The organism is Klebsiella sp. AqSCr, assembly GCF_008452795.1.
Taxonomy (GTDB): Bacteria; Pseudomonadota; Gammaproteobacteria; order Enterobacterales; family Enterobacteriaceae; genus Klebsiella; species Klebsiella pneumoniae.
In genome coordinates this window covers 3,566,518-3,589,043 of sequence record NZ_MJDM01000005.1, presented here as the reverse complement: position 1 = coordinate 3,589,043, position 22,526 = coordinate 3,566,518, and the positions used below count along the sequence as shown (strand labels likewise).

The 22,526-nt window shown below is 57.9% G+C and carries 23 protein-coding genes; 2 read left to right on the top strand and 21 right to left on the bottom strand.

Features of this window, described 5'->3' with window-relative positions; genetic code table 11:
• Nucleotides 1–159: 159 nt before the first annotated feature.
• The 20 genes from ycfP to yceD all read right to left on the bottom strand — a co-directional run bounded on the left by ycfP (nucleotide 160) and on the right by yceD (nucleotide 16,852).
• A complete protein-coding gene (gene ycfP / locus BHE81_RS21490; RefSeq protein WP_002900775.1) occupies nucleotides 160–702 on the bottom strand; it encodes an alpha/beta hydrolase YcfP in 543 nt (180 codons plus the stop codon).
• Between the two features lie 35 nt (nucleotides 703–737).
• A complete protein-coding gene (nagZ, locus tag BHE81_RS21485) occupies nucleotides 738–1,748 on the bottom strand; it encodes a beta-N-acetylhexosaminidase (RefSeq protein ID WP_004147935.1) in 1,011 nt (336 codons plus the stop codon).
• A gap of 23 nt (nucleotides 1,749–1,771) precedes the next feature.
• On the bottom strand, nucleotides 1,772–2,599 hold the full coding sequence (gene thiK / locus BHE81_RS21480) for a thiamine kinase (protein ID WP_014907847.1): 828 nt from the start codon (nucleotides 2,597–2,599) through the stop codon (nucleotides 1,772–1,774).
• Entirely contained in the window at nucleotides 2,580–3,218 is a 639-nt protein-coding gene (gene lpoB / locus BHE81_RS21475) for a penicillin-binding protein activator LpoB (protein ID WP_014342994.1), read from the bottom strand. The genes thiK and lpoB overlap by 20 nt, the downstream gene beginning before the upstream one ends.
• A gap of 21 nt (nucleotides 3,219–3,239) precedes the next feature.
• A complete protein-coding gene (locus BHE81_RS21470; protein ID WP_002900683.1) occupies nucleotides 3,240–3,614 on the bottom strand; it encodes a YcfL family protein in 375 nt (124 codons plus the stop codon).
• Nucleotides 3,615–3,618: 4 nt separating this feature from the next.
• Nucleotides 3,619–3,975: a purine nucleoside phosphoramidase gene (gene hinT / locus BHE81_RS21465; RefSeq protein WP_002900681.1), complete on the bottom strand. Its 357-nt coding sequence runs from the start codon at nucleotides 3,973–3,975 to the stop codon at nucleotides 3,619–3,621.
• Between the two features lie 261 nt (nucleotides 3,976–4,236).
• Complete coding sequence (gene ptsG, locus BHE81_RS21460; RefSeq protein ID WP_002900680.1) at nucleotides 4,237–5,670, bottom strand: PTS glucose transporter subunit IIBC; 1,434 nt, start codon at nucleotides 5,668–5,670, stop codon at nucleotides 4,237–4,239.
• Nucleotides 5,671–5,966: 296 nt separating this feature from the next.
• Entirely contained in the window at nucleotides 5,967–6,761 is a 795-nt protein-coding gene (locus tag BHE81_RS21455; RefSeq protein WP_004140680.1) for a metal-dependent hydrolase, read from the bottom strand.
• A 10-nt stretch (nucleotides 6,762–6,771) separates the two neighbouring features.
• Nucleotides 6,772–7,776 (bottom strand): DNA polymerase III subunit delta', encoded by a 1,005-nt coding sequence (holB, locus tag BHE81_RS21450; RefSeq protein ID WP_110246676.1) that lies wholly within the window; start codon nucleotides 7,774–7,776, stop codon nucleotides 6,772–6,774.
• Nucleotides 7,773–8,414, bottom strand: a complete 642-nt coding sequence (gene tmk / locus BHE81_RS21445) for a dTMP kinase (protein WP_002900674.1) — start codon at nucleotides 8,412–8,414, stop codon at nucleotides 7,773–7,775. The genes holB and tmk overlap by 4 nt, the downstream gene beginning before the upstream one ends.
• Entirely contained in the window at nucleotides 8,404–9,426 is a 1,023-nt protein-coding gene (gene yceG, locus BHE81_RS21440; RefSeq protein ID WP_002900671.1) for a cell division protein YceG, read from the bottom strand. Before yceG ends, tmk begins: the two co-directional genes overlap by 11 nt.
• A 1-nt stretch (nucleotide 9,427) precedes the next feature.
• Nucleotides 9,428–10,237: an aminodeoxychorismate lyase gene (gene pabC / locus BHE81_RS21435; protein WP_002900669.1), complete on the bottom strand. Its 810-nt coding sequence runs from the start codon at nucleotides 10,235–10,237 to the stop codon at nucleotides 9,428–9,430.
• Between the two features lie 125 nt (nucleotides 10,238–10,362).
• Nucleotides 10,363–11,604 (bottom strand): beta-ketoacyl-ACP synthase II, encoded by a 1,242-nt coding sequence (gene fabF / locus BHE81_RS21430; RefSeq protein ID WP_002900666.1) that lies wholly within the window; start codon nucleotides 11,602–11,604, stop codon nucleotides 10,363–10,365.
• A gap of 89 nt (nucleotides 11,605–11,693) precedes the next feature.
• Nucleotides 11,694–11,930: an acyl carrier protein gene (gene acpP / locus BHE81_RS21425; protein ID WP_000103754.1), complete on the bottom strand. Its 237-nt coding sequence runs from the start codon at nucleotides 11,928–11,930 to the stop codon at nucleotides 11,694–11,696.
• Nucleotides 11,931–12,140: 210 nt separating this feature from the next.
• On the bottom strand, nucleotides 12,141–12,875 hold the full coding sequence (fabG, locus tag BHE81_RS21420) for a 3-oxoacyl-ACP reductase FabG (RefSeq protein WP_002899294.1): 735 nt from the start codon (nucleotides 12,873–12,875) through the stop codon (nucleotides 12,141–12,143).
• A gap of 12 nt (nucleotides 12,876–12,887) precedes the next feature.
• Nucleotides 12,888–13,817, bottom strand: a complete 930-nt coding sequence (gene fabD / locus BHE81_RS21415; protein ID WP_002899289.1) for an ACP S-malonyltransferase — start codon at nucleotides 13,815–13,817, stop codon at nucleotides 12,888–12,890.
• A gap of 15 nt (nucleotides 13,818–13,832) precedes the next feature.
• Nucleotides 13,833–14,786 (bottom strand): beta-ketoacyl-ACP synthase III, encoded by a 954-nt coding sequence (locus BHE81_RS21410; protein WP_002899288.1) that lies wholly within the window; start codon nucleotides 14,784–14,786, stop codon nucleotides 13,833–13,835.
• A 53-nt stretch (nucleotides 14,787–14,839) separates the two neighbouring features.
• On the bottom strand, nucleotides 14,840–15,937 hold the full coding sequence (plsX, locus tag BHE81_RS21405) for a phosphate acyltransferase PlsX (protein ID WP_004224085.1): 1,098 nt from the start codon (nucleotides 15,935–15,937) through the stop codon (nucleotides 14,840–14,842).
• 203 nt (nucleotides 15,938–16,140) lie between these two features.
• Nucleotides 16,141–16,314: a 50S ribosomal protein L32 gene (rpmF, locus tag BHE81_RS21400; protein ID WP_000290724.1), complete on the bottom strand. Its 174-nt coding sequence runs from the start codon at nucleotides 16,312–16,314 to the stop codon at nucleotides 16,141–16,143.
• Nucleotides 16,315–16,330: 16 nt separating this feature from the next.
• On the bottom strand, nucleotides 16,331–16,852 hold the full coding sequence (yceD, locus tag BHE81_RS21395) for a 23S rRNA accumulation protein YceD (protein WP_002899276.1): 522 nt from the start codon (nucleotides 16,850–16,852) through the stop codon (nucleotides 16,331–16,333).
• Between the two features lie 141 nt (nucleotides 16,853–16,993).
• Here yceD and BHE81_RS21390 point away from each other — a divergent pair, with 141 nt between their 5' ends.
• Nucleotides 16,994–17,578, top strand: a complete 585-nt coding sequence (locus BHE81_RS21390; RefSeq protein ID WP_014907850.1) for a Maf family protein — start codon at nucleotides 16,994–16,996, stop codon at nucleotides 17,576–17,578.
• 37 nt (nucleotides 17,579–17,615) lie between these two features.
• On the opposite strand, the gene rluC is transcribed toward BHE81_RS21390, so the two are convergent.
• On the bottom strand, nucleotides 17,616–18,569 hold the full coding sequence (gene rluC / locus BHE81_RS21385) for a 23S rRNA pseudouridine(955/2504/2580) synthase RluC (protein WP_002899271.1): 954 nt from the start codon (nucleotides 18,567–18,569) through the stop codon (nucleotides 17,616–17,618).
• Nucleotides 18,570–19,268: 699 nt separating this feature from the next.
• On the opposite strand from rluC, the gene rne reads away from it, so the two are divergent.
• Nucleotides 19,269–22,502: a ribonuclease E gene (rne, locus tag BHE81_RS21380; RefSeq protein ID WP_004893010.1), complete on the top strand. Its 3,234-nt coding sequence runs from the start codon at nucleotides 19,269–19,271 to the stop codon at nucleotides 22,500–22,502.
• Nucleotides 22,503–22,526: the final 24 nt, after the last annotated feature.

The following is a 22,526-nucleotide window of genomic DNA, read 5'->3' as shown; positions in this document are numbered from 1 at the left end:
TTCAGCACTGTCGAGAATACCATGAACGGTGCATTGGTCATACCAAAATTGATGTGCATCAAGTTTTGTCGCGTATTTTTTCAGCGAAACCAATAAGTGTAGACATGAAAAAACCCGCGTGGTGAACCCGACGCGGGTTTGGGAACAAGGGAAAAGCAGTTAGCCGAGGGTTTTAAACGCTTTCAGCCGCTGCAGATGCGGCGAGATATTTTTAAACTTATGGGTCTGCTCTTCATCCCAGATAATTTCATAATAGTGGTGCAGGAGATCGGCGGAACGCTGGCTGTCCAACGCCTCGTCCTGGCGGGAAAGCACCACCAGGCAGCGATCGCGGTTCTTCTCGCGGAAGTTGGTCACGCACTTGGTGGCGATGTCAGCATACTCTTCCGGTCGGTCGATTTTGCCTTCCATGTTCTCATGCGGAAACAGGTTTGGATTGAACACCGCCTGGCGGATATCGCACAGAAAACCAATCCGCTCCGCCCAGTAGCCGCCAAGGCCGACGCCGCAGATCAGCGGCCGGTCATCGGCAGTGAGCTGCAGCATTTTATCGACCTCTTTCAGCAAATGCTGCATATCGTGCTTGGGATGCCGCGTGCTGTAGCTAATCAACCGCACGTCCGGGTCGATAAACTGCAGCTGCATCACCTTCTCATGGTTACCGGGGCTGTTCGAGTCAAAACCGTGTAAATAGATAATCATCGCATCCTCACCAGACAACAACGCCCCGTAGAGCGTTACGCGGACTTCGCCTCTTGCCAGCGCGCATGAAGCTGCTCCAGCTGGGCACTCACCGTTTTCCAACGGGCTGAATCCCTTAACTCCTGACGGGAAAAGGAACCTTTATGATACAATTTCGTAACACGCTCTGCTTTGATCGGCGACAGGTTATCCAGCACACTGACCGCGCCTTTACGATTATTGCAGACGAGGATCATATCGCAACCGGCGTCGAGCGATGCCTGACCGCGTTCGGCATAGCTGCCCATGATCGCCGCCCCTTCCATCGACAGATCGTCGGAGAAAATCACCCCGTCAAAGCCCAGTTCGCCGCGCAGCACCGTTTTCAGCCAGTACGCCGAGCCGCTGGCCGGACGCGGATCGAGCTCCGGGTAAATCACATGCGCCGGCATAATGGCATCCAGACGCTGCTCGGCGATAAGGCTTTTGAACACCGCCATATCATGGTCGCGGATAACCGATGCCGCCCGCGGATCGAACGGCGTCTCTTTGTGCGAATCGGCAGTCACCGCCCCGTGACCCGGGAAGTGTTTGCCGGTGGTTTTCATGCCCGCGGCGTGCATCCCGTCAATGAAGTGACGCGCCATCGTCAGCGCTTTCTGTGGATCTTCATGATAAGAACGTTCGCCGATTGCGGCGCTGATATGGCCGACGTCCAGCACTGGCGCAAAACTAATATCGATATCCATGGCGATCATTTCGCTGGCCATCAGCCAGCCGGCTTCGGCGGCCAGTTTGCCCCCCTCTTCCATCCCCAGCAGCGCGGCGAAAGACTGGGCCGCCGGTAAACGGGTAAACCCTTCGCGGAAACGCTGAACCCGCCCCCCTTCCTGATCGACCGCCACCACCAGGTGGTTCCGGGATGCGTCGCGGATCTGGCGCACCAGCTCGCGCAGCTGCGCCGGATCGTGATAATTTCGGGTAAAGAGGATCAACCCTCCCACCAGCGGATGCGCCAGAATTTCTCGCTCTTCCGCATCCAGCTCATACCCTTCGACATCCAACATCACTGGGCCCACACTGACCTCTCTTATCCTTTACGTTCGTTGTCTAACTGACACCATGTTTCATCTGCCAGCGTGATAAATTGCCGGTCCCCGCTCTGCCGCCAGCGCATTTCATACCAGCCCGCCATCAACAGCAGTACCCACGGGCGCCAGAGTACAACCTGCCGCCAAAGCAGCTGCGCGTCGATGGCCGCCCGCCGGGCATACGCTTCTACCAGCCGACGGCGCTCGCCAGGCGTGATCCACACCGCGGCCAGCTCCAGCGCGATATCGCCATCGCCGGCATATTCCCAGTCGATCAGCCTCAGGCCGGACTCATTATGAATAATATTGCCGGCATGGACGTCCATGTGCAGCGGCGCCAGCCGCAGGGGACGGGGCTCGCCCTGGCGGCGCAGCCGCTGATGCCAGCGCAGCCAACGCGGCTTGCGCCGCGCCGGATCGCACCTCTGCCAGTACTGGGCCAGCAGTGGTGTGAGGCTAACCCGCCAGCCAAACCGCGGTTGCTGATGCAAATCATACAATAAGCCTGACAGCTGCGGGGAGGCCGGTAACTCGCTTTTCACCTCCCCTGCGCAATACTCCACCACCATCCAGCAGGGTGAGTAAAACAGCGGGGTTGGCGCCAGCCTGGCAGGCAGTCGGCGGAGTGCGTGATACTGACGGCGAAAATAGTAAGTGGCGGCAGACGGATCGTGCGGCTGACGCAGCACGTGCCGCCGGTCGCCGTCGCTGATAATCACACTGCCGCCGCTGAGGCCACTCTGGCTCAGCGAGGCGACAGGATGATAATGGGGAAAGAAGCGCGACAAGAGCTCGTCGCGCGTTAGCTTATTGTTGCTGAACAGCACCTTTACCTGACCAGATAATCTCACCGGTTTGCACCAGCATGAGCTGCATTTTCAGCTCAGGCGCGTTGACGTTGCCGGTGGCATTGGAGTAAAGCACATACTGCGCGCCCACGTTGCGGGCGATGCCCATGGCTTTGCTGCGGCTGCCGAGGCTGTCCTGCGGCGACAGGCCCAGCTGCTGCTTGGCGACCGCCAGCTGCTGCGCCGATACCAGGGTAAATTTGCCGTTACCGGCCAGCGCACTACGTAGCGCAGTGGTGGCTTCTCCAGCATTCAGCGAACCGTTGGTGCGGTTGTTCACGCTGTCAACCAGCAGAATACTGCCGGCATTGACCCCACTCGCCTGCAACATCTGCCCCACCAGCGGCTGAACCGCGCCGTTCCAGTCATAATGACGCACGCGCGGCGCCGGCTGACCCGACTGCTGATCCTGATGCTCAATCGGCCCAGGCTGCGCCGGGACAGAGGGCACCGCCGGTACGGTCGGCACCGTGGGCTGCGGCTGCGCAGGCTGCTGCGGCTGCGGTTTGGCCTCTTCTACCGGCGCGGGCTGCTCCCGCAACCCCGCACAGCCTGCGAGGAATATCGCCAGTGCTGTGATTAACGCATAGCGACACATTTTCATCATTATAATTACCCCTTACAGATAAAGATAAAGGCGGGCCTTATGCGCCCCCAGGATATTGGCGCTGCCATATAACGTGACCGAGGAGCGGGCCGGTACCACGATGGTGCGCGGCGCGTCCAGCGGATGCATCTCCAGCCCTCGGGCGTCATACCAGAAAAAACGATAGTGCACGGTAACCGGCTGCTGGCGCTCGTTATATAGCGTTGAGGAGGCGGTAGCCTGAATCTCTGTCGCCACGACGGCAGGCTCGCTGGCGCTGATCCCCGCCGCCAGCACGCTCGACTCCATCACCAGCGCCTGCTGGTCAGAAACCGGGATCTCCGGGTGTGAACTACACCCGGCGAGTAGCCCCGCCGCCAGACACGCGCCCAAAAGGGTCCTGAGCATGACGTTAGCCTTTGTGCGCCAGCATCGGGCCAAGCGGACGACCGCCCAGCAGATGCATATGGATATGGTACACTTCCTGGCCGCCGTGGCGGTTGCAGTTGACGATCAACCGATAGCCATCGTCGGCAAGACCTTCATCGCGGGCGATCTTCGCCGCGACGGTCATCATCCGGCCCAGCGCCAGCTCATGTTCAGCGGTGACGTCATTTACGGTAGGAATCAGAACATTCGGGACAATCAGAATATGGGTGGGCGCCTGCGGGGAGATGTCGCGAAAAGCGGTCACAAGCTCATCCTGATAGACAATATCCGACGGGATCTCCCGGCGAATGATTTTGCTGAAAATCGTTTCTTCTGCCATGACTGATTCCTTATAAGTTTTATCCCGTGCGCTGGCCTGCTTCTGCAGATAAACGCGGACGCACAGGTTCCGCTAAGAGTATGAGCGACATTCTCCCTCTCTTTCAACCTGAAAGCTCTTTTTCTTATTCAACTATAGACTTAGCTGCTGAGGGAATAAGCATATGGTGGACTGTTTTCAGGGTTATCGCTTGTGGGGCACCGACTTTAGCGCATAAAAAAGGCAGCCAGTTGGCTGCCTTAGTCTCCCCGATACTACGTCTTAACTGTTACGGATGTACTCATCCATTTCAGTTTTCAGGTTATCGGACTTGGTACCGAAGATGGCCTGTACGCCAGAACCTGCCACTACCACGCCAGCGGCGCCCAGTTTTTTCAGGCCAGCCTGGTCAACTTTCGCTACATCCGCCACGCTAACACGCAGACGAGTAATACATGCGTCGAGGTTGGTGATGTTCTCTTTACCGCCGAAAGCGGCGACCAGAGCCGGAGCCATCTCGCTGGTGGCGCCAGCTTTGCTCTCTTCGGTGGTGTCTTCACGACCCGGAGTTTTCAGATCCAGGGCTTTAATCAGCACACGGAAAATGACGTAGTACACGATCGCATAGCAGATACCAACAATCGGGAACAGCCACAGCTTGCTGCTGTTACCGGACAGCACGATAAAGTCGATCAGGCCGTGAGAGAACGAGGTACCGTCACGCATACCCAGCAGGATACAGATCGGGAACGCCAGGCCCGCCAGAATGGCATGGATAACGTACAGGATCGGCGCCACGAACATGAACGAGAACTCGATCGGCTCGGTGATACCGGTCAGGAACGAGGTCAGCGCGGCGGAGATCATGATACCGCCCACTTTGGCGCGGTTTTCCGGTTTAGCAGAGTGCCAAATCGCGATAGCCGCTGCCGGCAGACCATACATTTTGAACAGGAAGCCGCCAGACAGTTTGCCCGCCGTCGGGTCGCCTGCCATGTAGCGCGGGATATCGCCGTGGAACACCTGACCAGCCGCGTTGGTGTATTCGCCGATCTGCATCTGGAAAGGAACGTTCCAGATGTGATGCAGACCAAACGGCACCAGGCAACGTTCGATGAAACCGTAGATACCAAACGCCACCACTGGGTTCTGATAAGCAGCCCACTGGGAGAAGGTTTGGATCGCGGAGCCGATCGGCGGCCAAATGAAGGAGAGGATCACGCCGGTGAAGATAGCGGCCAGACCAGAGATAATCGGCACAAAACGCTTGCCCGCAAAGAAGCCGAGATATTCTGGCAGCTTGATGCGATAGAAGCGGTTGAACATGTAGGCGGCGATAGCACCGGAGATAATACCGCCAAGCACGCCGGTATCAGCAAGGTGTTTTGCCGCAATCTCGTCAGCAGGTAAATGCAGCACCAGCGGCGCAACAACCGCCATGGTTTTCACCATGATGCCGTAAGCCACGACTGCAGCCAGTGCGGATACACCGTCGTTATTGGTGAAGCCGAGGGCCACACCGATAGCGAAGATCAGCGGCATATTGGCGAAAACTGAACCGCCTGCTTCTGCCATAACGTGGGAGACCACGGCTGGCAGCCAGCTGAAGTTAGCGGAACCGACGCCCAGCAGGATACCTGCGATAGGCAGTACGGATACCGGCAGCATCAGCGATTTACCGACCTTCTGCAGGTTAGCAAATGCATTCTTAAACATAATTGAGAGTGCTCCTGAGTATTTGGTACTTTTTTACGCTTTCACGCATTGGCCCGGGGGGAGAACCGTGCCGTGGACAGGACATCTAAGCGCCCTTTATTTATTACACAGAGTAAAATAATTAACGGGATGATTGTTTGACGGCTATCACGTTTCAATCAGCCTTCCGGTAAAAATTTACATCAACTTACATAAATTGTATCCAGATGTTGCTAAAAAACCTTCACCGCCACTTTTGTGGCGGTGAACTTTACTCGCTTTGGCTATTAATTACGAGCCTTAAAATAATAAGCAGATCAAGCAGGTTGCAAACGGGCGGGGTCGATGTGGAACAGGGTGGCAAAATTGTCGGTGGTCTGCTGAGCCAGCTGCTCAAGCGACACTCCCTTCAGTACCGCCATATACTCGGCAACGTCACGGACCAGCGCCGGCTGGTTCTCTTTGCCGCGGTGGGGGACCGGCGCCAGGTACGGCGAATCGGTTTCAACCAGCAGGCGATCCAGCGGCACGTAGCGCGCCGCATCACGCAGCTGCTCGGCGTTACGAAAAGTGACGATACCGGAAAACGAGATATAGAACCCCATATCGAGCAGCTTGCCCGCTGTCTCCCTGTCCTCAGTGAAACAGTGTAGTACGCCACCGCAATCCGTCACCTTTTCTTCGCGCAAAATAGCCAGAGTATCGGCACGCGCGTCACGGGTATGGACGATCACCGGCTTATTGAGCTCACGGCCGATACGAATGTGGTCGCGGAACGAGCTTTGCTGTTGGGCTTTAGTTTCCGGGGTATAAAAATAATCCAGACCGGTCTCCCCCATCGCCACGACGCCCTCTTCCGCTGCCAGCGCGCGCAGAGTCTCTACCTCCCAGGGCTCGTCCTGGTTTAATGGGTGTACGCCACAGGAGAAGACGACGTTGTCACGCGTCCCCACCAGTTCGCGCATACTGCGGTAGCCAGGCAGCGTCGTGGCGACGGCGAGGCAAAATTTCACATCGCGTGCGGCCGCTTTTGCCAGCACGTCGTCGACGTTTTTGTGTAGAGTTTGATAATCCAGACCATCAAGATGGCAGTGGGAGTCGACTAAAAACATAATGTCTCACTCAGAGGTGGGAGACGGGTAAAACCGTCCCGGGTTGCAGGTAATGTTCCCAGCACAGCAGGCGCTCGGTAAGCAGCAGTTCGCGGTTGACACCGACAACGTTGAGCAATTGCTCGCGGCAGGTACAGACGTCATGGGCAATCGCCTGCAGCCGGGCGGCGGGCAGGCTGTGCGCCAGCTGCTCCAGCAGCGGCCAGACGTCAGGGTTACTCACCAGGGTAATCCCCTGCTGTCGTTTTTGCGCATCGACCAGCAGCGACGCCAGCCAGTGCAGGCGAACCGCCGCCTGTTCATGATTGAGTATCGGCAGCAGCGCCAGCCAGTCACCGCTCGCCAGGGTAGCCGCCAGCGCCTGACACAACTGCTGCCGCGCCGTCCACAGCGGTTCCTGTAACAGTTCGAGCGCCGCAGCCGGCGCGCTGGCGCACAGGCGTAACGCGGTCAACAATGACTCCTGCGGCAGGCTCACCTCACGCTCCAGCCAGGCCAGAGCATAAGGCTCAGACGGCGGCGCCAGATGATGCAGGCGACAGCGGCTGCGCAGAGTGGTCAGCAGACGCGCCGGCTCCTCGCAGGCGAGGAAGAACCAGGTATTCTCCGGGGGCTCCTCCAGCGTTTTCAGCAACGCGTTGGCGGCGGCATCGGTCAGCAAGGCAGCATCGCTAATCCAGACCACTTTTGCCCCACCAAGGCGCGCATGTTCATAGAGCTTTTCATTGACATCGCGCACCGCGTCAATACCCAGCGCGCTCTTGCCCTTCTCGGGGCTGAGCGCATAGTAATCGGGGTGCGTGCCGGCCTGCATCAGCTGACAGCTATGGCAGTGGCCGCAGCTTTTATGTCCTTCGGGCTGGCGGCACATCAGGAAGCGGCACAGCGCGTAAATCAACGCCTCGCCGCCCATCCCGTTCAGGGACTGTAACAGTAAGGCGTGGTGGCCTCGTCCGGCCTGATAGCTACCGACCAGTTGCTCGAACGAGGGGCGCAGCCACGGATACCATTTCATGCCGCTTGCTCCGCCATCCACTGGGCGATCGTGGCGCGAATGTCGCGCGCCACGGCATCCAGCGGCTGAGTTGCGTCAACCGTGCGGATAGAAGGATCGGCGGCGGCCAGCTCAAGATAGCGCGCGCGGGTACGGTTGAAAAAGTTCATGGACTCCTGCTCAATGCGATCCAGCTCGCCGCGGGCCCGGGCGCGCTGCAGCCCCACTTCCGGCGTGACGTCGAGATACAGCGTCAGATTGGGGCGAAAATCACCGAGTACCGCGTCGCGCAGCGTCGCCAGCATCGTGCGGTCAATTCCCCGGCCGCCGCCCTGATAGGCCTGCGTCGACAGATCGTGACGATCGCCGATCACCCACTGGCCGCGGGCCAGCGCGGGCTTAATCACGGTCTCCACCAACTGGACGCGCGCCGCGTAAAACATCAGCACTTCCGCTTTATCGTTAATCACTTCATCGCCCGTGGACTGGATATCCAGCACCAGGCTACGCAGTTTTTCGGCAAGGATTGTGCCCCCCGGCTCGCGGGTAAACACCATATCGTGAATACCCGCCGACTGCAGCGTCTCCACCACCAGTTGACGTGCGGTGGTCTTCCCGGCGCCCTCCAGCCCCTCGATGACGATATAGTTACTGCGCATTTTTTTCCTTAAGTACTTTCAGATAATCCTGCACCGCACGGTTATGACTGACCAGGTTTGTGGTAAACGTATGGCCCCCTTTCCCGTCGGCGACGAAATAAAGATATGGCGTTTTCGCCGGATGGGCGGCCGCCTTCAGCGAGGCCTCGCCCGGCACCGCGATAGGGCCCGGCGGCAAACCGCTGATGGTATAAGTATTGTATGCGGTCGGCGTCTCGAGATCCTTACGCGTTAACTTACCAGTATATCCTGCGCCCATCCCGTAGATTACGGTCGGATCGGTCTGCAAGCGCATACCGATGCGCAGGCGGTTGATAAATACCGACGCGACGCGGTCGCGCTCTTCCGCTACCGCGGTCTCTTTTTCAATAATCGAGGCCATGGTCAACAGCTGGTTCTGATCGGCATAGGGCAGATTCTCCATCCGTCCTTCCCAGACCTTCGCCACTTCGGCGACCATTTTCTGATGCGCGCGCTTGAGGATGGCGATATCGCTGGTGTTGGCGGTGTACATCCAGGTATCCGGCCAGAACCAGCCCTCTACCCAGTCGGCATGCTCAAGACCTAATGCCTTAGCCACCGTCGCGTAGCTATCGTCTTCAAGCGTGTGCTTCACGTACGGGGCATCGCGCAGCTGGCGCAGGTAGTCGCTGACGCGCATGCCTTCGACAAAGCGCAGCGGAAACTGCGCCTCTTTGCCGCTGGCCAGCAGCTGCAACATCTCGCGCACCGTCATTTGCGGCGTGAAGCGATAGGTCCCGGCCTTGAAGTGAGACAGCTCAGGTTCCACCCGCAGCAGCCACTGGAAAACGCGCGGGCGATTGATCACCTTCTCGCGATAGAGATCCTGGCCCAGCGCCAGCCGGCCGGTGCCTGCTTCGAGGGTAAAGATGGTCTCTTCCTTAATCAGCAGCTTGCTGTCCGCCAGCTGGCGTACCTTCCACATGCCTGCCGCCGCGGCGATGCCCAACAGCACGACCAGCAACAGGATAAAACGTAACATTTTCTTCATACTAACCAGACAGCTCACACAAAGGGGCTAAAAAATGGTAAAGCTCACGCGAGGACCAGGTGGTCTCCTCCCAGCGGCGAACCGGCACCAGCGGCATCAGCGCATTGCAGATCAGCACTTCATCGGCCTCCCGCAACGTCTCGGGACGCGCTGTCACTTCGACAACGCGAAACGTCGATGGTGCCAGCTGCGCGATACAGCGCTGCCGCATAATGCCGTTGACCCCGGCATAATCGAGTCGCGGAGTAAATACATCACGTCCCTGACGCCAGAATAAATTCGCGGCACAGCATTCCGTAAGCCACCCGTCACTGTCAAGGACCAGCGCCTCATCGGCGTCCGTCTGCTCAAGATGAGAGCGGATCAGTACCTGCTCAAGGCGATTAAGGTGCTTCAGGCCGGCAAGCCAGGAGTTGCGCCCCAGGGGCACCGGACTCTGGGTCAGAGTAATGCCCTCCTCCCGCCAGCGCGCATAATGCGCCGGGAATGGAGAGAAGCTGAGAATGCGAGTGGGCGACACGCAGCCTGCCGTACTGTATCCCCTTCCCCCAACGCCGCGGGTGAGAGTCACCTTGAGCACGCCCTGCGCGTGCGGCCGAGCCAGACGCTGCATCTCTTCGCTCAGCGTCAGCCAGTCGTTAAATGGGATATGTAATTTTTCACAGGTTGTCTGCAAACGCTGCAGATGGGCGTCCAGTAGCGCAACCTGCCCTTGCTGGATGCGGGCGGTGGTAAAACAGCCGTCGCCAAACTGGGTGGCGCGATCGTTCGCTGCCAACGTGTCCTGTACAACGCCGTTTATCAAGAACATAAAGGACTCCTTTTCACTGGTCGGTCAGTGTGTCAGGACCCAGAGCAGAGAACAAGGGGAGAAAGCTGAATAAAAAAGGCCCGATGAACGGGCCTTTTGTTAAAGCAGTACCGGGGCAAGCCCTGTCACACTTTTTTGAAGATCAGCGAACCGTTAGTGCCGCCAAAGCCGAAGGAGTTGCACAGGGTGTACTCCATACCGGAAACCTGACGCGCTTCGTGTGGAACGAAGTCGAGGTCGCAGCCTTCATCCGGGTTGTCGAGGTTGATCGTCGGCGGAACCGCCTGATCGCGCAGCGCCAGGATAGAGTAAATCGACTCTACCGCCCCTGCCGCACCCAGCAGATGCCCGGTCATGGATTTGGTAGAGCTCACCAGTACGCGGCTCGCCGCATCACCGAAGACAGACTTAACCGCCTGCGCTTCCGCTTTATCGCCGGCCGGCGTCGAGGTGCCGTGGGCGTTGACGTAGCCGATCTGGCCCGGTTCGATGCCCGCATCGCGAATAGCATTCACCATTGCCAGCGCGGCGCCCGCGCCATCTTCCGGCGGTGACGTCATGTGGTAAGCATCGCTGCTCATGCCGAAGCCAACGATCTCGGCGTAGATTTTGGCGCCGCGTTTTTTGGCATGCTCGTACTCTTCCAGCACCACCATACCCGCGCCGTCGCCCAGCACGAAGCCGTCACGATCTTTATCCCACGGACGGCTCGCCGCCTGCGGGTTGTCATTGCGCGTGGAGAGCGCACGCGCCGCGCCGAAGCCGCCCACGCCAAGCGGGGTACTGGCTTTTTCCGCGCCGCCTGCCACCATCGCATCGGCATCGCCATAGGCGATGATGCGCGCGGCCTGGCCGATGTTGTGCACGCCTGAAGTACACGCGGTCGCGATAGAGATACTTGGCCCACGCAGACCAAACATGATGGTCAGATGGCCGGCCACCATGTTAACAATTGTGGAAGGAACGAAGAATGGGCTGATCTTGCGCGGTCCGCCGTTAACCAGCGAACTGTGGTTTTCTTCGATCAAGCCGAGACCGCCGATACCGGAGCCGATAGCGGCGCCAATACGGGTTGCATTCTCTTCCGTCACTTCAAGGCCAGAATCCTGCATGGCCTGAACGCCAGCGACAATTCCATATTGAATGAAGGCATCCATCTTGCGCTGTTCTTTGCGCGAGATAATGTCATCACAGTTAAAATCCTTTACTAAGCCAGCAAATTTCGTTGCATAGGCGCTAGTATCGAAATGGTCGATCAGGCTGATGCCACTCTGACCGGCAAGGAGAGCTTTCCAGGTAGACTCTACGGTATTGCCGACAGGAGACAACATGCCCAGTCCGGTCACAACTACACGACGCTTAGACACGTTTGTCCTCCAGGGAGGGAAAATAGATTCTTGTGGGACAATAAAAAGATAAAACTCAGGCGGTCGAATGACCGCCTGGAGATGTTCACTTACGCCTGGTGGCCGTTGATGTAATCAATGGCAGCCTGAACGGTGGTGATTTTCTCAGCTTCTTCGTCCGGAATCTCAGTATCAAACTCTTCTTCCAGAGCCATTACCAGCTCAACGGTGTCAAGAGAATCAGCGCCCAGGTCTTCAACGAAGGAAGCATTGTTGGTAACTTCTTCCTGCTTAACGCCCAGCTGCTCGCCGATAATTTTCTTAACGCGTTCTTCGATAGTGCTCATACTCTTAAATTTCCTATCAAAACTCGCTTTCGCGATGGTTTTCGTAGTGTATAAAATGTTGAAAAATTTGCAACTAAATCCCGGCAGGTCTTACCACGATTTTGCGCTATTTTGAGGCCGTTTGCCCTAAGAACGCAAATCTTTTCGCACAAAACCGCACAGAGAACCGTGCGAAGTGCGCGGTTCCTGAACGTTTTGCACAAATCTCGGTCAGACCATGTACATTCCGCCGTTGACGTGCAGCGTTTCACCAGTGATGTAACTTGCTTCGTCAGAGGCTAAAAATGCAACCGCGCTGGCGATTTCATTTGGGGTGCCAAGGCGCCCCGCAGGAACTGCCGCCAGCGTACCCGCACGCTGCTCATCGGTCAGCGCACGCGTCATGTCCGTTTCAATAAAGCCCGGAGCAACAACGTTTACAGTAATACCGCGGGACGCAACTTCACGCGCCAGTGATTTACTGAAGCCGATCAGACCCGCTTTCGCCGCGGCGTAGTTGGCCTGACCCGCATTTCCCATGGTACCAACCACAGAACCGATAGTGATAATACGTCCATGACGCTTTTTCATCATAGCGCGCATTACCGCTTTTGACAGACGGAAAACCGATGACAGGTTGGTTTCGATAATATCGTTCCACTCGTCATCTTTCATGCGCATTAACAGATTGTCGCGAGTGATCCCGGCATTATTCACCAGGATATCCACTTCGCCAAACTCTGCGCGCACATTTTCCAGAACAGATTCAATAGATGCCGGGTCGGTCACATTCAACATCAGACCTTTACCATTGGCGCCTAAATAGTCGCTGATCGCCTGCGCGCCGCTTTCGCTGGTCGCAGTACCGATAACTTTCGCGCCACGGGCGACGAGCGTTTCAGCGATAGCACGGCCAATACCGCGGCTTGCACCGGTAACCAGCGCGATTTTTCCTTCAAAACTCATGGTTTTCCTCTTTTATTGCTCAAGCGCCGCAGACATCGCCGCCGGCTCGTTAAGCGCGGAAGCGGTCAGGGTGTCAACAATACGTTTGGTCAGGCCGGTGAGGACTTTACCCGGGCCAACCTCATACAGATGCGATACGCCCTCGGCAGCCATAAACTCAACGGTTTTGGTCCACTGCACCGGGCTGTACAGCTGGCGCACCAGCGCGTCGCGAATGGCGTCCGGCGCGGTTTCGCACTTCACGTCGACGTTATTCACCACCGGAATCGTCGGCGCGTTGAAGGTGATCTTCTGCAGCTCTACCGCCAGTTTTTCTGCGGCTGGCTTCATCAGCGCGCAGTGGGACGGCACGCTCACCGGCAGCGGCAGCGCGCGTTTGGCGCCGGCGGCTTTACAGGCGGCGCCAGCGCGTTCAACGGCCTCTTTGTGCCCGGCGATAACCACCTGGCCCGGAGAATTGTAGTTTACCGGAGAGACCACCTGCCCTTCGGCAGACTCTTCACAGGCTTTGGCGATAGCGGCGTCGTCCAGACCGATAATCGCGGACATGGCGCCGGTACCTTCCGGTACGGCTTCCTGCATGAATTTACCACGCAGCTCAACCAGGCGAACGGCATCAGCGAAACCGATAACGCCCGCGCATACCAGCGCGGAGTATTCGCCGAGGCTGTGACCCGCCAGCAGCGCTGGCGCTTTGCCGCCCTGCTGTTGCCAGACGCGGTACAGCGCCACGGAGGCGGCGAGCAGCGCCGGTTGAGTCTGCCAGGTCTTATTCAGTTCTTCTGCCGGGCCCTGTTGCGTCAGCGCCCACAGATCGTAACCCAACGCTGCGGAAGCTTCACCGAAGGTCTCTTCAATGACCGGCCAGGCGGCAGCCATTTCGGCCAGCATGCCTACGGCCTGAGAGCCCTGCCCCGGGAACACAAATGCGAATTGCGTCATGTTTAAATCCTTATACTAAAAACGAACCAGCGCGGAACCCCAGGTGAAACCGCCACCAAAGGCTTCCAGCAAAATCAGCTGACCGCGCTGAATACGGCCATCGCGGACGGCCTCATCCAGCGCGCAAGGGACTGACGCCGCGGAGGTGTTGCCATGGCGGTCGAGGGTCACAACGACGTTATCCATCGACATACCCAGTTTCTTCGCCGTCGCGCTGATAATACGCAGGTTAGCCTGATGCGGCACCAGCCAGTCCAGCGCTGAACGTTCAAGATTATTCGCTGCCAGCGTCTCATCAACGATGTGCGCCAGCTCGGTGACCGCCACTTTGAAGACTTCGTTGCCGGCCATCGTCAGATAGATCGGGTTTTCCGGATCGACACGATCGGCGTTCGGCAGGGTCAGCAGTTCGCCATAGCTGCCGTCGGCATGCAGATGCGTCGAGATAATGCCCGGCTCTTCGGAGGCGCCCAGTACAACCGCGCCGGCGCCGTCGCCGAAAATAATAATCGTTCCGCGATCCGCCGGATCGCAGGTGCGCGCCAGCACATCGGCGCCAACAACCAGCGCATAATCTACCGCGCCGTTCTTCACATACTGATCGGCGACGCTTAGCGCATAGGTGAAACCGGCGCAGGCGGCGGCGACATCAAACGCCGGGCAACCCTTAACGCCCAGCATTGACTGGATCTGGCATGCAGAACTCGGAAACGCGTGCGTGCCGGAGGTGGTCGCAACGATAATCAGACCAATTTGCTCCGCGGACACGCCCGCCATCGCCAGCGCCTGCTTTGCGGCTTCAAAGCCCATCGTAGCAACTGTTTCATGCGCTGCGGCAATACGACGCTCACGGATACCTGTGCGGGTGACAATCCACTCGTCAGAGGTTTCTACCATTTTTTCCAGGTCGGCGTTTGTACGCACTTGCTCGGGCAGATAGCTGCCGGTACCAATAATCTTCGTATACATGTACGCTCAGTCACTCTTGGGTGATATACCCGCCTCGTTCAACCGCCGCGGCGTCAATCGTGGCCATTCGTCCCGCTTTGCTGTCGGGCGTTCACGTCACTGTCGCTTTCCGGCAGCTCGAAACCAGCTGGGTATAAAGATTCCAGGCGCGCGGCGATCCGCTGAGGGATCTGCCGCTGCACCGCCTGCACTGCCTGCTCTATCGCGACGCTAAAGGCGCGTTGATTGGCAGCACCATGACTCTTGATCACGGAACCGCGCAATCCTAACAGACAGGCGCCATTATACTGGTCGGGGTTGAGGTGACTGAATCGCCTCGCCAGGCTTTTTTGTAACCAACGTTTTAGTAACAGCAGCCACCACGACCGTTTTTTGCCCTCTCCCTGAGATTTCAGCAGTGAAAGGAACATTCTGACAACACCTTCCATGGTTTTTAATGTGACGTTGCCCGTGAATCCATCACAAACCAGCACATCGGTTTTTCCGGTCAACAGTTCATTGGCTTCAAGATAGCCGATGTAGTTGAGGGAAGGCAGCGTTTTGAGCACTGCGGCAGCATCGCGGATGCTGCCGAGGCCTTTCATCTCTTCTTCGCCGATGTTCAACAAAGCGACGCGGGGGTTGGCAATGCCGACTACTTCTTCCGCCAGCACCGCGCCCATTACCGCGAACTGCACCAGCATCGTGCTGTCGCAATCGACGTTGGCGCCGAGATCCAGCACCACGGTTTTGCCCTTCTGCTGGTGCGGTAAAACCGTCACCAGCGCCGGCCGCTCAATACCTTCGATCGGTTTGAGCAGCAGTTTCGCCAGACCCATCAGCGCGCCGGTGTTGCCAGCGCTGACGCAGGCTTGCGCCCGCCCTTCTTTCACAAGCTCCAGCGCCACGCGCATTGAGCTTCCGCGACTGCTGCGGATAGCCTGTGCGGGTCGCGCATCACTGGCAATAACTGACTGCGCAGGAATAATCTGCAGACGCGAACGTTGTTCGAAGTCAGCTTTGGCGAGTAATGGCGTGATGGCGTCGGGATCGCCGACTAAAAGAAGTGTGAGTTGCGAATTAGAGTTCAGTGCCTGCAGTGCTGCAGGCACCGTCACGGATGGGCCGAAATCGCCCCCCATGACATCTAACGCCAGGGTTAGACGTGTCAAGGTATCGTCGCTGCCCGGTTCGGTGATTCCCCAGTTGCCCGGGGAGTCCTCACTAAGCTTCATCACGCTGGCACCCGCGAATATTCACGCTGCAGACGCAACAATCCGGGCATAAATGCCCCCAGCGACCGGGTTAACCGAGTTTCCAGGGACGCACACGCCCGCCATGGCCTGCAACGGGAAATCCTGCGAGTATCGCGTGATTACTTAGCGATAACCTTGCGACCGCGGTAGAAACCGTCGGCAGTGATGTGGTGACGCAGGTGTTTCTCACCAGAAGTTTTGTCTACAGACAGGCTGGTGACTGCGGTCAGCGCGTCATGGGAACGACGCATGCCACGTTTGGAACGGGTTGGTTTATTCTGTTGTACGGCCATGGACCTTACTCCTCAATTACTTACGCTTTAAGCTGGCTAATACGGCAAATGGGTTTGGTTTTTGTGCCTCTTCAGGCAGTTCGCCAAAGACCATGTCCGCGTCGGACACTTCACAGTGTTCAGAATCATGCACCGGAACTACGGGCAGGGAGAGGATAATTTCATCCTCGACCATTGCCTGCAGGTCGATTTCACCGAATTCGTTAACCTCAATCGGCTCATACGCTTCCGGTAGTGCTTCGGCCTGTTCGTCATTTCTGACGGGGCTAAAACAATACGTGGTGTGGACGTGATGGGAGAACGGTTTCCCGCAACGCTGGCATTCGAGAGTTACCGTTACCTTTGCATCGCCAGTAATAACGGCGAGACGCTGGTTATCGATAGCGAACGACATGCTGCATTCCACATCGCTGTCCACGCTGACTACAGAATCGGTTACACGTTCAACCTGATCGCGGGCATAGATGCCTTCGTAATCAAGGCGTTTTTGAGCCGTGCGTACCGGATCAAGAGTCAGGGGTAATTTTACCTTTTGCATAGGGCGCGCATATTAACTTTGTAATGTCATAGAGTCAAAGAAAAAGGCAGCCTCAGGTTGCCTTTTGCCATTTATTCGCACACATTGCGGCGCATAGTTTAAGATGATGCTCTGCGAAGCGCTATATGTGGATGAAAAAATATGTCTGATCTTATCCTCGCGTCAACCTCTCCCTGGCGGCGCATGCTGCTGGAAAAACTGGGTTTACCGTTTGAATGTGCCGCGCCTGACGTCGACGAAACGCCCCGGCCTGATGAATCCGCACGTCAGCTTGTCACCCGGCTGGCGCAGGCCAAAGCGCAAAGTCTGGCCACGCGCTTCCCTAATCACCTTATTATAGGCTCCGATCAGGTTTGCGTGCTGGACGGTGAAATCACCGGCAAACCGCACACCGAGGAAAATGCCCGCAGGCAGTTAAGAAAGGCCAGCGGGTCAATCATTACCTTTTATACCGGACTGGCGCTGTACAACTCTGCCAGCGGCCATCTGCAAACCGAATGCGAACCCTTTGACGTTCACTTTCGCCATCTCAGTGATAAAGAGATAGAAGGCTATGTGCGCAAAGAGAACCCGCTGCAGTGCGCCGGGAGTTTCAAGAGCGAAGGATTGGGCATTACGCTGTTCGAACGGCTGGAAGGCCGCGACCCGAACACCCTGGTCGGTTTACCCTTAATCGCGCTCAGTCAGATGTTGCGCCGTGAAAACTACAACCCGCTGTTAGGCTGAGGCAAAAAAAACGGCGGAACTGATTCCGCCGTTGCGCTTATTTGCTCTTCCGTAGCACCTGTAAACAGTGCTTCAGCTGGTTGTCCAGCGGCGCCTCAACGCGCATCACCTCCCCGCTCCCCGGGTGGGTAAACTTCAGCGCCGCCGCGTGCAGGAACAGGCGGTTTAAGCCGGTAGCGGACAGCTGCTTGTCGAACTCGCGGTCGCCATAGCGGTCGTCAAATGCGATAGGATGGCCGGCATACTGCGTATGAACGCGGATCTGATGCGTGCGGCCGGTGACCGGGCTGCAGCGCACCAGCGTGGCGAATTCGTAACGCTCTTCCACTTTAAAGCGCGTCTCCGACGGCTTGCCTTCCTGACTCACGCGAACGATGCGCTCCCCGCTCTGCAGAATATTCTTCAACAGCGGGGCCTGGACCACTTTGGTATGCGACTGCCACTGGCCGCGCACCAGCGCCAGATAATCTTTCTGCATGCCTTTATCGCGCAGTTGCTCGTGCAGCGAACGCAGCGCTGAGCGCTTTTTCGCCACCAGCAGCACGCCGGAGGTATCCCGGTCGAGACGATGCACCAGCTCAAGGAAGCGCGCCTCCGGGCGCAGGGCGCGCAGCCCTTCAATCACGCCGAAGCTCAGGCCGCTGCCGCCGTGTACCGCAGTACCAGAAGGCTTATTGAGCACCAGAATATGATCGTCTTCATAGAGGATCACCTCAGAGAGCGCGGCCACTTTCTGCAGGTGCGGCGATACCGCCTCTTCTTCACGCTCCGCCACGCGTACCGGCGGGATACGGACTTCATCGCCCGCTTCCAGCTTATACTCCGGCTTCACGCGCTTTTTGTTTACCCGCACCTCGCCTTTACGCAGGATGCGATAAATCATGCTCTTCGGTACGCCTTTCAATTGCGTACGCAAAAAGTTGTCGATACGTTGCCCCGCTTCATCAGCAGCAATGGCAACCATTTTTACGGTTGGGGTCTCAGTTTTCATGGTGCGCGATTCTAAATAGCCGGACGCATTAGCGCCACTCATTTTTATATGCTTATATTTATCATTATCCTGTTTTCACGGTTTACCTGACCGCCATTTTGTTTGTTATTAGAACAATCTGTATGGGCAGGTGATAAAACTGTGAGTAACCGGGTGATAAAAGGTGAAAGTCAACTTGCTATAACAAGGTTAGCAATGGAATAATGAGACCGTTTTCCGTATTGCATCTTGTTAGAACAAGACATTAGCGGAATGACCAATTTTGTCTGACCGATCGCCCACGCAGCAATGGCGTAAGACGTTGTGATCTTTCAGACAGTTAGCGGGCTGCGGGTTGCAGTCCTTACCGGTACAGGCTCTATGGATTTCAAGTCGCAGGAAGGCGTCAACTCCGGGACTCCCGGGAGCTCATCTGGATCGCCAGATCGAGGTGAGCAGGTTAAGCCACCATGCCTGCAACGCGAAAGACGACGAGTATAAATGGAATATTCTCTGGTGATACATCCCAGGCTGTTCCCCTGAATAATTGCGCTGTGTTTCCGTTTGAAACACAGGCGACCGACACTCTGCGCCTCTTAAGCGCGCGACAACCGTGAGGTTGGCGACGTGAACCAGACACGAGGCCATCGGTTTTCCCCCGGAAAGGCATTACTCTGCCCGCAGCTTAGTCGTCAATGTAAGAATAATGAGTAAGTTACGATGAAAAGAATGTTAATCAACGCAACTCAGCAGGAAGAGTTGCGCGTCGCCCTTGTTGATGGGCAGCGCCTGTACGACCTGGATATCGAAAGCCCCGGGCACGAACAGAAAAAAGCGAACATCTACAAAGGCAAAATCACCCGCATTGAACCCAGCCTTGAAGCCGCGTTTGTTGATTACGGCGCCGAGCGTCATGGTTTCCTCCCCCTCAAAGAAATCGCCCGCGAATACTTCCCCGCCAACTACAATGCGCATGGTCGTCCTAATATCAAAGACGTACTGCGGGAAGGTCAGGAAGTTATCGTGCAGATTGATAAAGAAGAACGCGGCAACAAAGGCGCTGCGCTCACCACCTTTATCAGCCTCGCGGGCAGCTATCTGGTACTGATGCCGAACAACCCGCGCGCCGGGGGAATTTCCCGCCGTATCGAGGGCGACGACCGTACCGAACTGAAAGAAGCGCTGGCGAGCCTGGAGCTTCCGGACGGCATGGGCCTGATCGTTCGCACCGCTGGCGTCGGCAAATCCGCCGAAGCCCTGCAGTGGGACCTGAGCTTCCGCCTGAAGCACTGGGAAGCGATTCAGAAAGCCGCGGAAAGCCGTCCGGCGCCGTTCCTGATCCACCAGGAAAGCAACGTCATTGTCCGCGCCTTCCGTGACTACCTGCGCCAGGACATCGGCGAAATCCTGATCGATAACCCGAAAGTGCTTGAGCTGGCGCGCCAGCATATCGCCGCGCTGGGTCGTCCGGATTTCAGCAGCAAAATAAAACTGTACACCGGTGAAATCCCGCTGTTCAGCCATTATCAGATCGAATCGCAAATTGAGTCCGCCTTCCAGCGCGAAGTGCGCCTGCCTTCCGGCGGGTCTATCGTTATCGATAGCACCGAAGCGCTGACCGCGATCGATATCAACTCCGCCCGCGCCACCCGCGGCGGCGATATCGAAGAGACAGCCTTCAATACCAACCTCGAAGCGGCTGACGAAATTGCCCGCCAGCTGCGTCTGCGCGACCTCGGCGGCCTGATCGTTATCGACTTCATCGATATGACCCCGGTTCGCCACCAGCGCGCCGTGGAGAATCGTCTGCGCGAAGCCGTCCGTCAGGACCGTGCGCGCATTCAGATCAGCCATATTTCGCGCTTCGGCCTGCTGGAGATGTCCCGTCAGCGCCTGAGCCCGTCGCTGGGCGAGTCCAGCCACCACGTCTGCCCGCGCTGCTCCGGCACCGGCACCGTGCGTGATAACGAATCGCTGTCGCTCTCTATTCTGCGTCTGATCGAAGAAGAAGCGCTGAAAGAGAATACCAAAGAAGTCCACGCCATTGTTCCGGTACCGATCGCCTCCTATCTGCTGAACGAAAAACGTGCCGCAGTGAGCGCTATCGAATCCCGTCAGGGCGATGTGCGCGTTATTATCGTGCCAAACGACGAAATGCAAACGCCGCACTACTCCGTCCTGCGCGTGCGCAAAGGTGAAGAAACCTCAACGCTGAGCTATCTGCTGCCGAAGCTGCATGAAGAAGAAATGGCGCTGCCAGGCGACGATGAGCCGGCGGAGCGGAAACGTCCGGAACAGCCGGCCCTGGCCGCTTTTGTCATGCCAGATGCGCCGCCAGCCCCGATGCTCGAAGAGCCTGCCGCCGCGCCTGTCGCCGCAGCGGCACCGGTCGCGGCCGCCGCACCGGCGCAGCCTGGCCTGCTCTCACGCTTCTTCAGCGCGCTGAAGAATATCTTCTCTGGTGCCGAAGAGGCCAAACCGGCTGAAGTTCAGGTCGAGAAGAAAGCGGAAGAAAAACCGGAGCGTCAGCAGGAGCGTCGTAAACCGCGCGCCAACAACCGCCGCGACCGCAACGACCGCCGTGATAACCGCGACAATCGTGACAACCGCGATAACCGTGACAATCGCGACACCCGTGCGGACAATGCCGAGGGCCGTGAACCGCGCGAATCGCGTGAAGAGAACCGTCGCAACCGTCGCGAGAAGCCGTCGCAGAACGTGGAAGCCCGTGATGTTCGCCAAACCTCAGGCGACGACGCGGAGAAAGCGAAATCCCGTGACGAGCAGCAGCCGCGCCGCGAACGCACCCGCCGCCGCAGTGACGACAAACGTCAGGCGCAGCAGGAAGCCAAAGCGCAGACTCGCGAAGAGCCGGTTGTGCAGGAGACGGAGCAGGAAGAGCGTGTACAAACTCTGCCGCGTCGTAAACCGCGCCAGCTGGCACAGAAAGTGCGCGTTGAGTCCGCTGTCGTCGAGCCAGTTGCCGAGATCGTGCCAGAAGCCGTAGTGGCTGAAGTTATCGCTCCGCACAGCGAGCCGGTGAAAGCCGAGCTGCCGGCAGGGGTGGAGAGCGTTGCGGACCAGGACGAAAATGGCGAATCCCGTGAAGCGAACGGTATGCCGCGTCGCTCACGTCGCTCCCCGCGTCACCTGCGCGTCAGCGGTCAGCGTCGTCGTCGCTATCGTGACGAACGCTATCCGACCCAGTCGCCTATGCCGCTGACCGTAGCCTGCGCATCGCCGGAGATGGCTTCCGGTAAAGTCTGGATCCGCTACCCGGTGGTTCGTCCGCAGGATCAGCAGCCGGAAGAGGTTCAGGTTCAGGACGCCAGCGTCGCGAAAACTGTCGAGGCCGTAGCGGCCCCGGTTGCCGTCGTTGAAACCGTTACCGCTGCGCCGGTCACCGTCGAGCCGGCTACCATGGAACCAGTAACCGCTGAGCCGGTAGTCGTCGAGCCGGTAGCGGCCGCCGAGCCGCTGGTCGTTGATGCTGCGGAAGTTGTCGCGCCAGCAGCCGTCGAGCCAGCGCCTCAGGAGCCGGTCACCGAAGCACCGGCTGTCGAAGCGCCTCAGGCTATCGCGCCAGTGACGCTCGACCCCGAGCCGGTGGTGGTAGAACCTGAAGCGGTGGAAACGACGCCTGTCGTTGCAGCGCCAGTGGAAACTATCGCCCCGGTCGCAGAAACCGTGGAGCAAGCGCCAGTGACCGAAGCGGCCCCTGCCGAACCGGTCAAAGCCGAGCCCCCGGTGAGCAAGCCGGTCGTAGTGGCGGGTCATCGCCATGCCACCGCGCCAATGACCCGTGCGCCAGCTCCGGACTATGTCCCGGAAGCACCGCGTCACAGCACCTGGGTGCGCCCGCCGTTCGCCTTTGAAGGTAAAGGCGCCGCCGGTGGTCATAGCGCGACCCATAAAGCCACCGCTGAACCGACTCGCCCACAGCCCGTCGAGTAAGCGTGCTTAATAAAAAAACCGGCC

What these genes read in the sequence shown, in the direction of transcription:
- BHE81_RS21470 (WP_002900683.1), bottom strand. Translation starts at nt 3,614, where the DNA reads ATGCTCAGGACCCTTTTGGGCGCGTGTCTGGCGGCGGGGCTACTCGCC.
- lpoB (WP_014342994.1), bottom strand. Translation starts at nt 3,218, where the DNA reads ATGTGTCGCTATGCGTTAATCACAGCACTGGCGATATTCCTCGCAGGC.
- yceD (WP_002899276.1), bottom strand. Translation starts at nt 16,852, where the DNA reads ATGCAAAAGGTAAAATTACCCCTGACTCTTGATCCGGTACGCACGGCT.
- pabC (WP_002900669.1), bottom strand. Translation starts at nt 10,237, where the DNA reads ATGTTCTTGATAAACGGCGTTGTACAGGACACGTTGGCAGCGAACGAT.
- ycfP (WP_002900775.1), bottom strand. Translation starts at nt 702, where the DNA reads ATGATTATCTATTTACACGGTTTTGACTCGAACAGCCCCGGTAACCAT.
- nagZ (WP_004147935.1), bottom strand. Translation starts at nt 1,748, where the DNA reads ATGTTGGATGTCGAAGGGTATGAGCTGGATGCGGAAGAGCGAGAAATT.
- acpP (WP_000103754.1), bottom strand. Translation starts at nt 11,930, where the DNA reads ATGAGCACTATCGAAGAACGCGTTAAGAAAATTATCGGCGAGCAGCTG.
- fabD (WP_002899289.1), bottom strand. Translation starts at nt 13,817, where the DNA reads ATGACGCAATTCGCATTTGTGTTCCCGGGGCAGGGCTCTCAGGCCGTA.
- hinT (WP_002900681.1), bottom strand. Translation starts at nt 3,975, where the DNA reads ATGGCAGAAGAAACGATTTTCAGCAAAATCATTCGCCGGGAGATCCCG.
- rpmF (WP_000290724.1), bottom strand. Translation starts at nt 16,314, where the DNA reads ATGGCCGTACAACAGAATAAACCAACCCGTTCCAAACGTGGCATGCGT.
- rne (WP_004893010.1), top strand. Translation starts at nt 19,269, where the DNA reads ATGAAAAGAATGTTAATCAACGCAACTCAGCAGGAAGAGTTGCGCGTC.
- holB (WP_110246676.1), bottom strand. Translation starts at nt 7,776, where the DNA reads ATGAAATGGTATCCGTGGCTGCGCCCCTCGTTCGAGCAACTGGTCGGT.
- BHE81_RS21390 (WP_014907850.1), top strand. Translation starts at nt 16,994, where the DNA reads ATGTCTGATCTTATCCTCGCGTCAACCTCTCCCTGGCGGCGCATGCTG.
- BHE81_RS21455 (WP_004140680.1), bottom strand. Translation starts at nt 6,761, where the DNA reads ATGTTTTTAGTCGACTCCCACTGCCATCTTGATGGTCTGGATTATCAA.
- yceG (WP_002900671.1), bottom strand. Translation starts at nt 9,426, where the DNA reads ATGAAGAAAATGTTACGTTTTATCCTGTTGCTGGTCGTGCTGTTGGGC.
- ptsG (WP_002900680.1), bottom strand. Translation starts at nt 5,670, where the DNA reads ATGTTTAAGAATGCATTTGCTAACCTGCAGAAGGTCGGTAAATCGCTG.
- fabG (WP_002899294.1), bottom strand. Translation starts at nt 12,875, where the DNA reads ATGAGTTTTGAAGGAAAAATCGCGCTGGTTACCGGTGCAAGCCGCGGT.
- BHE81_RS21410 (WP_002899288.1), bottom strand. Translation starts at nt 14,786, where the DNA reads ATGTATACGAAGATTATTGGTACCGGCAGCTATCTGCCCGAGCAAGTG.
- rluC (WP_002899271.1), bottom strand. Translation starts at nt 18,569, where the DNA reads ATGAAAACTGAGACCCCAACCGTAAAAATGGTTGCCATTGCTGCTGAT.
- tmk (WP_002900674.1), bottom strand. Translation starts at nt 8,414, where the DNA reads ATGCGCAGTAACTATATCGTCATCGAGGGGCTGGAGGGCGCCGGGAAG.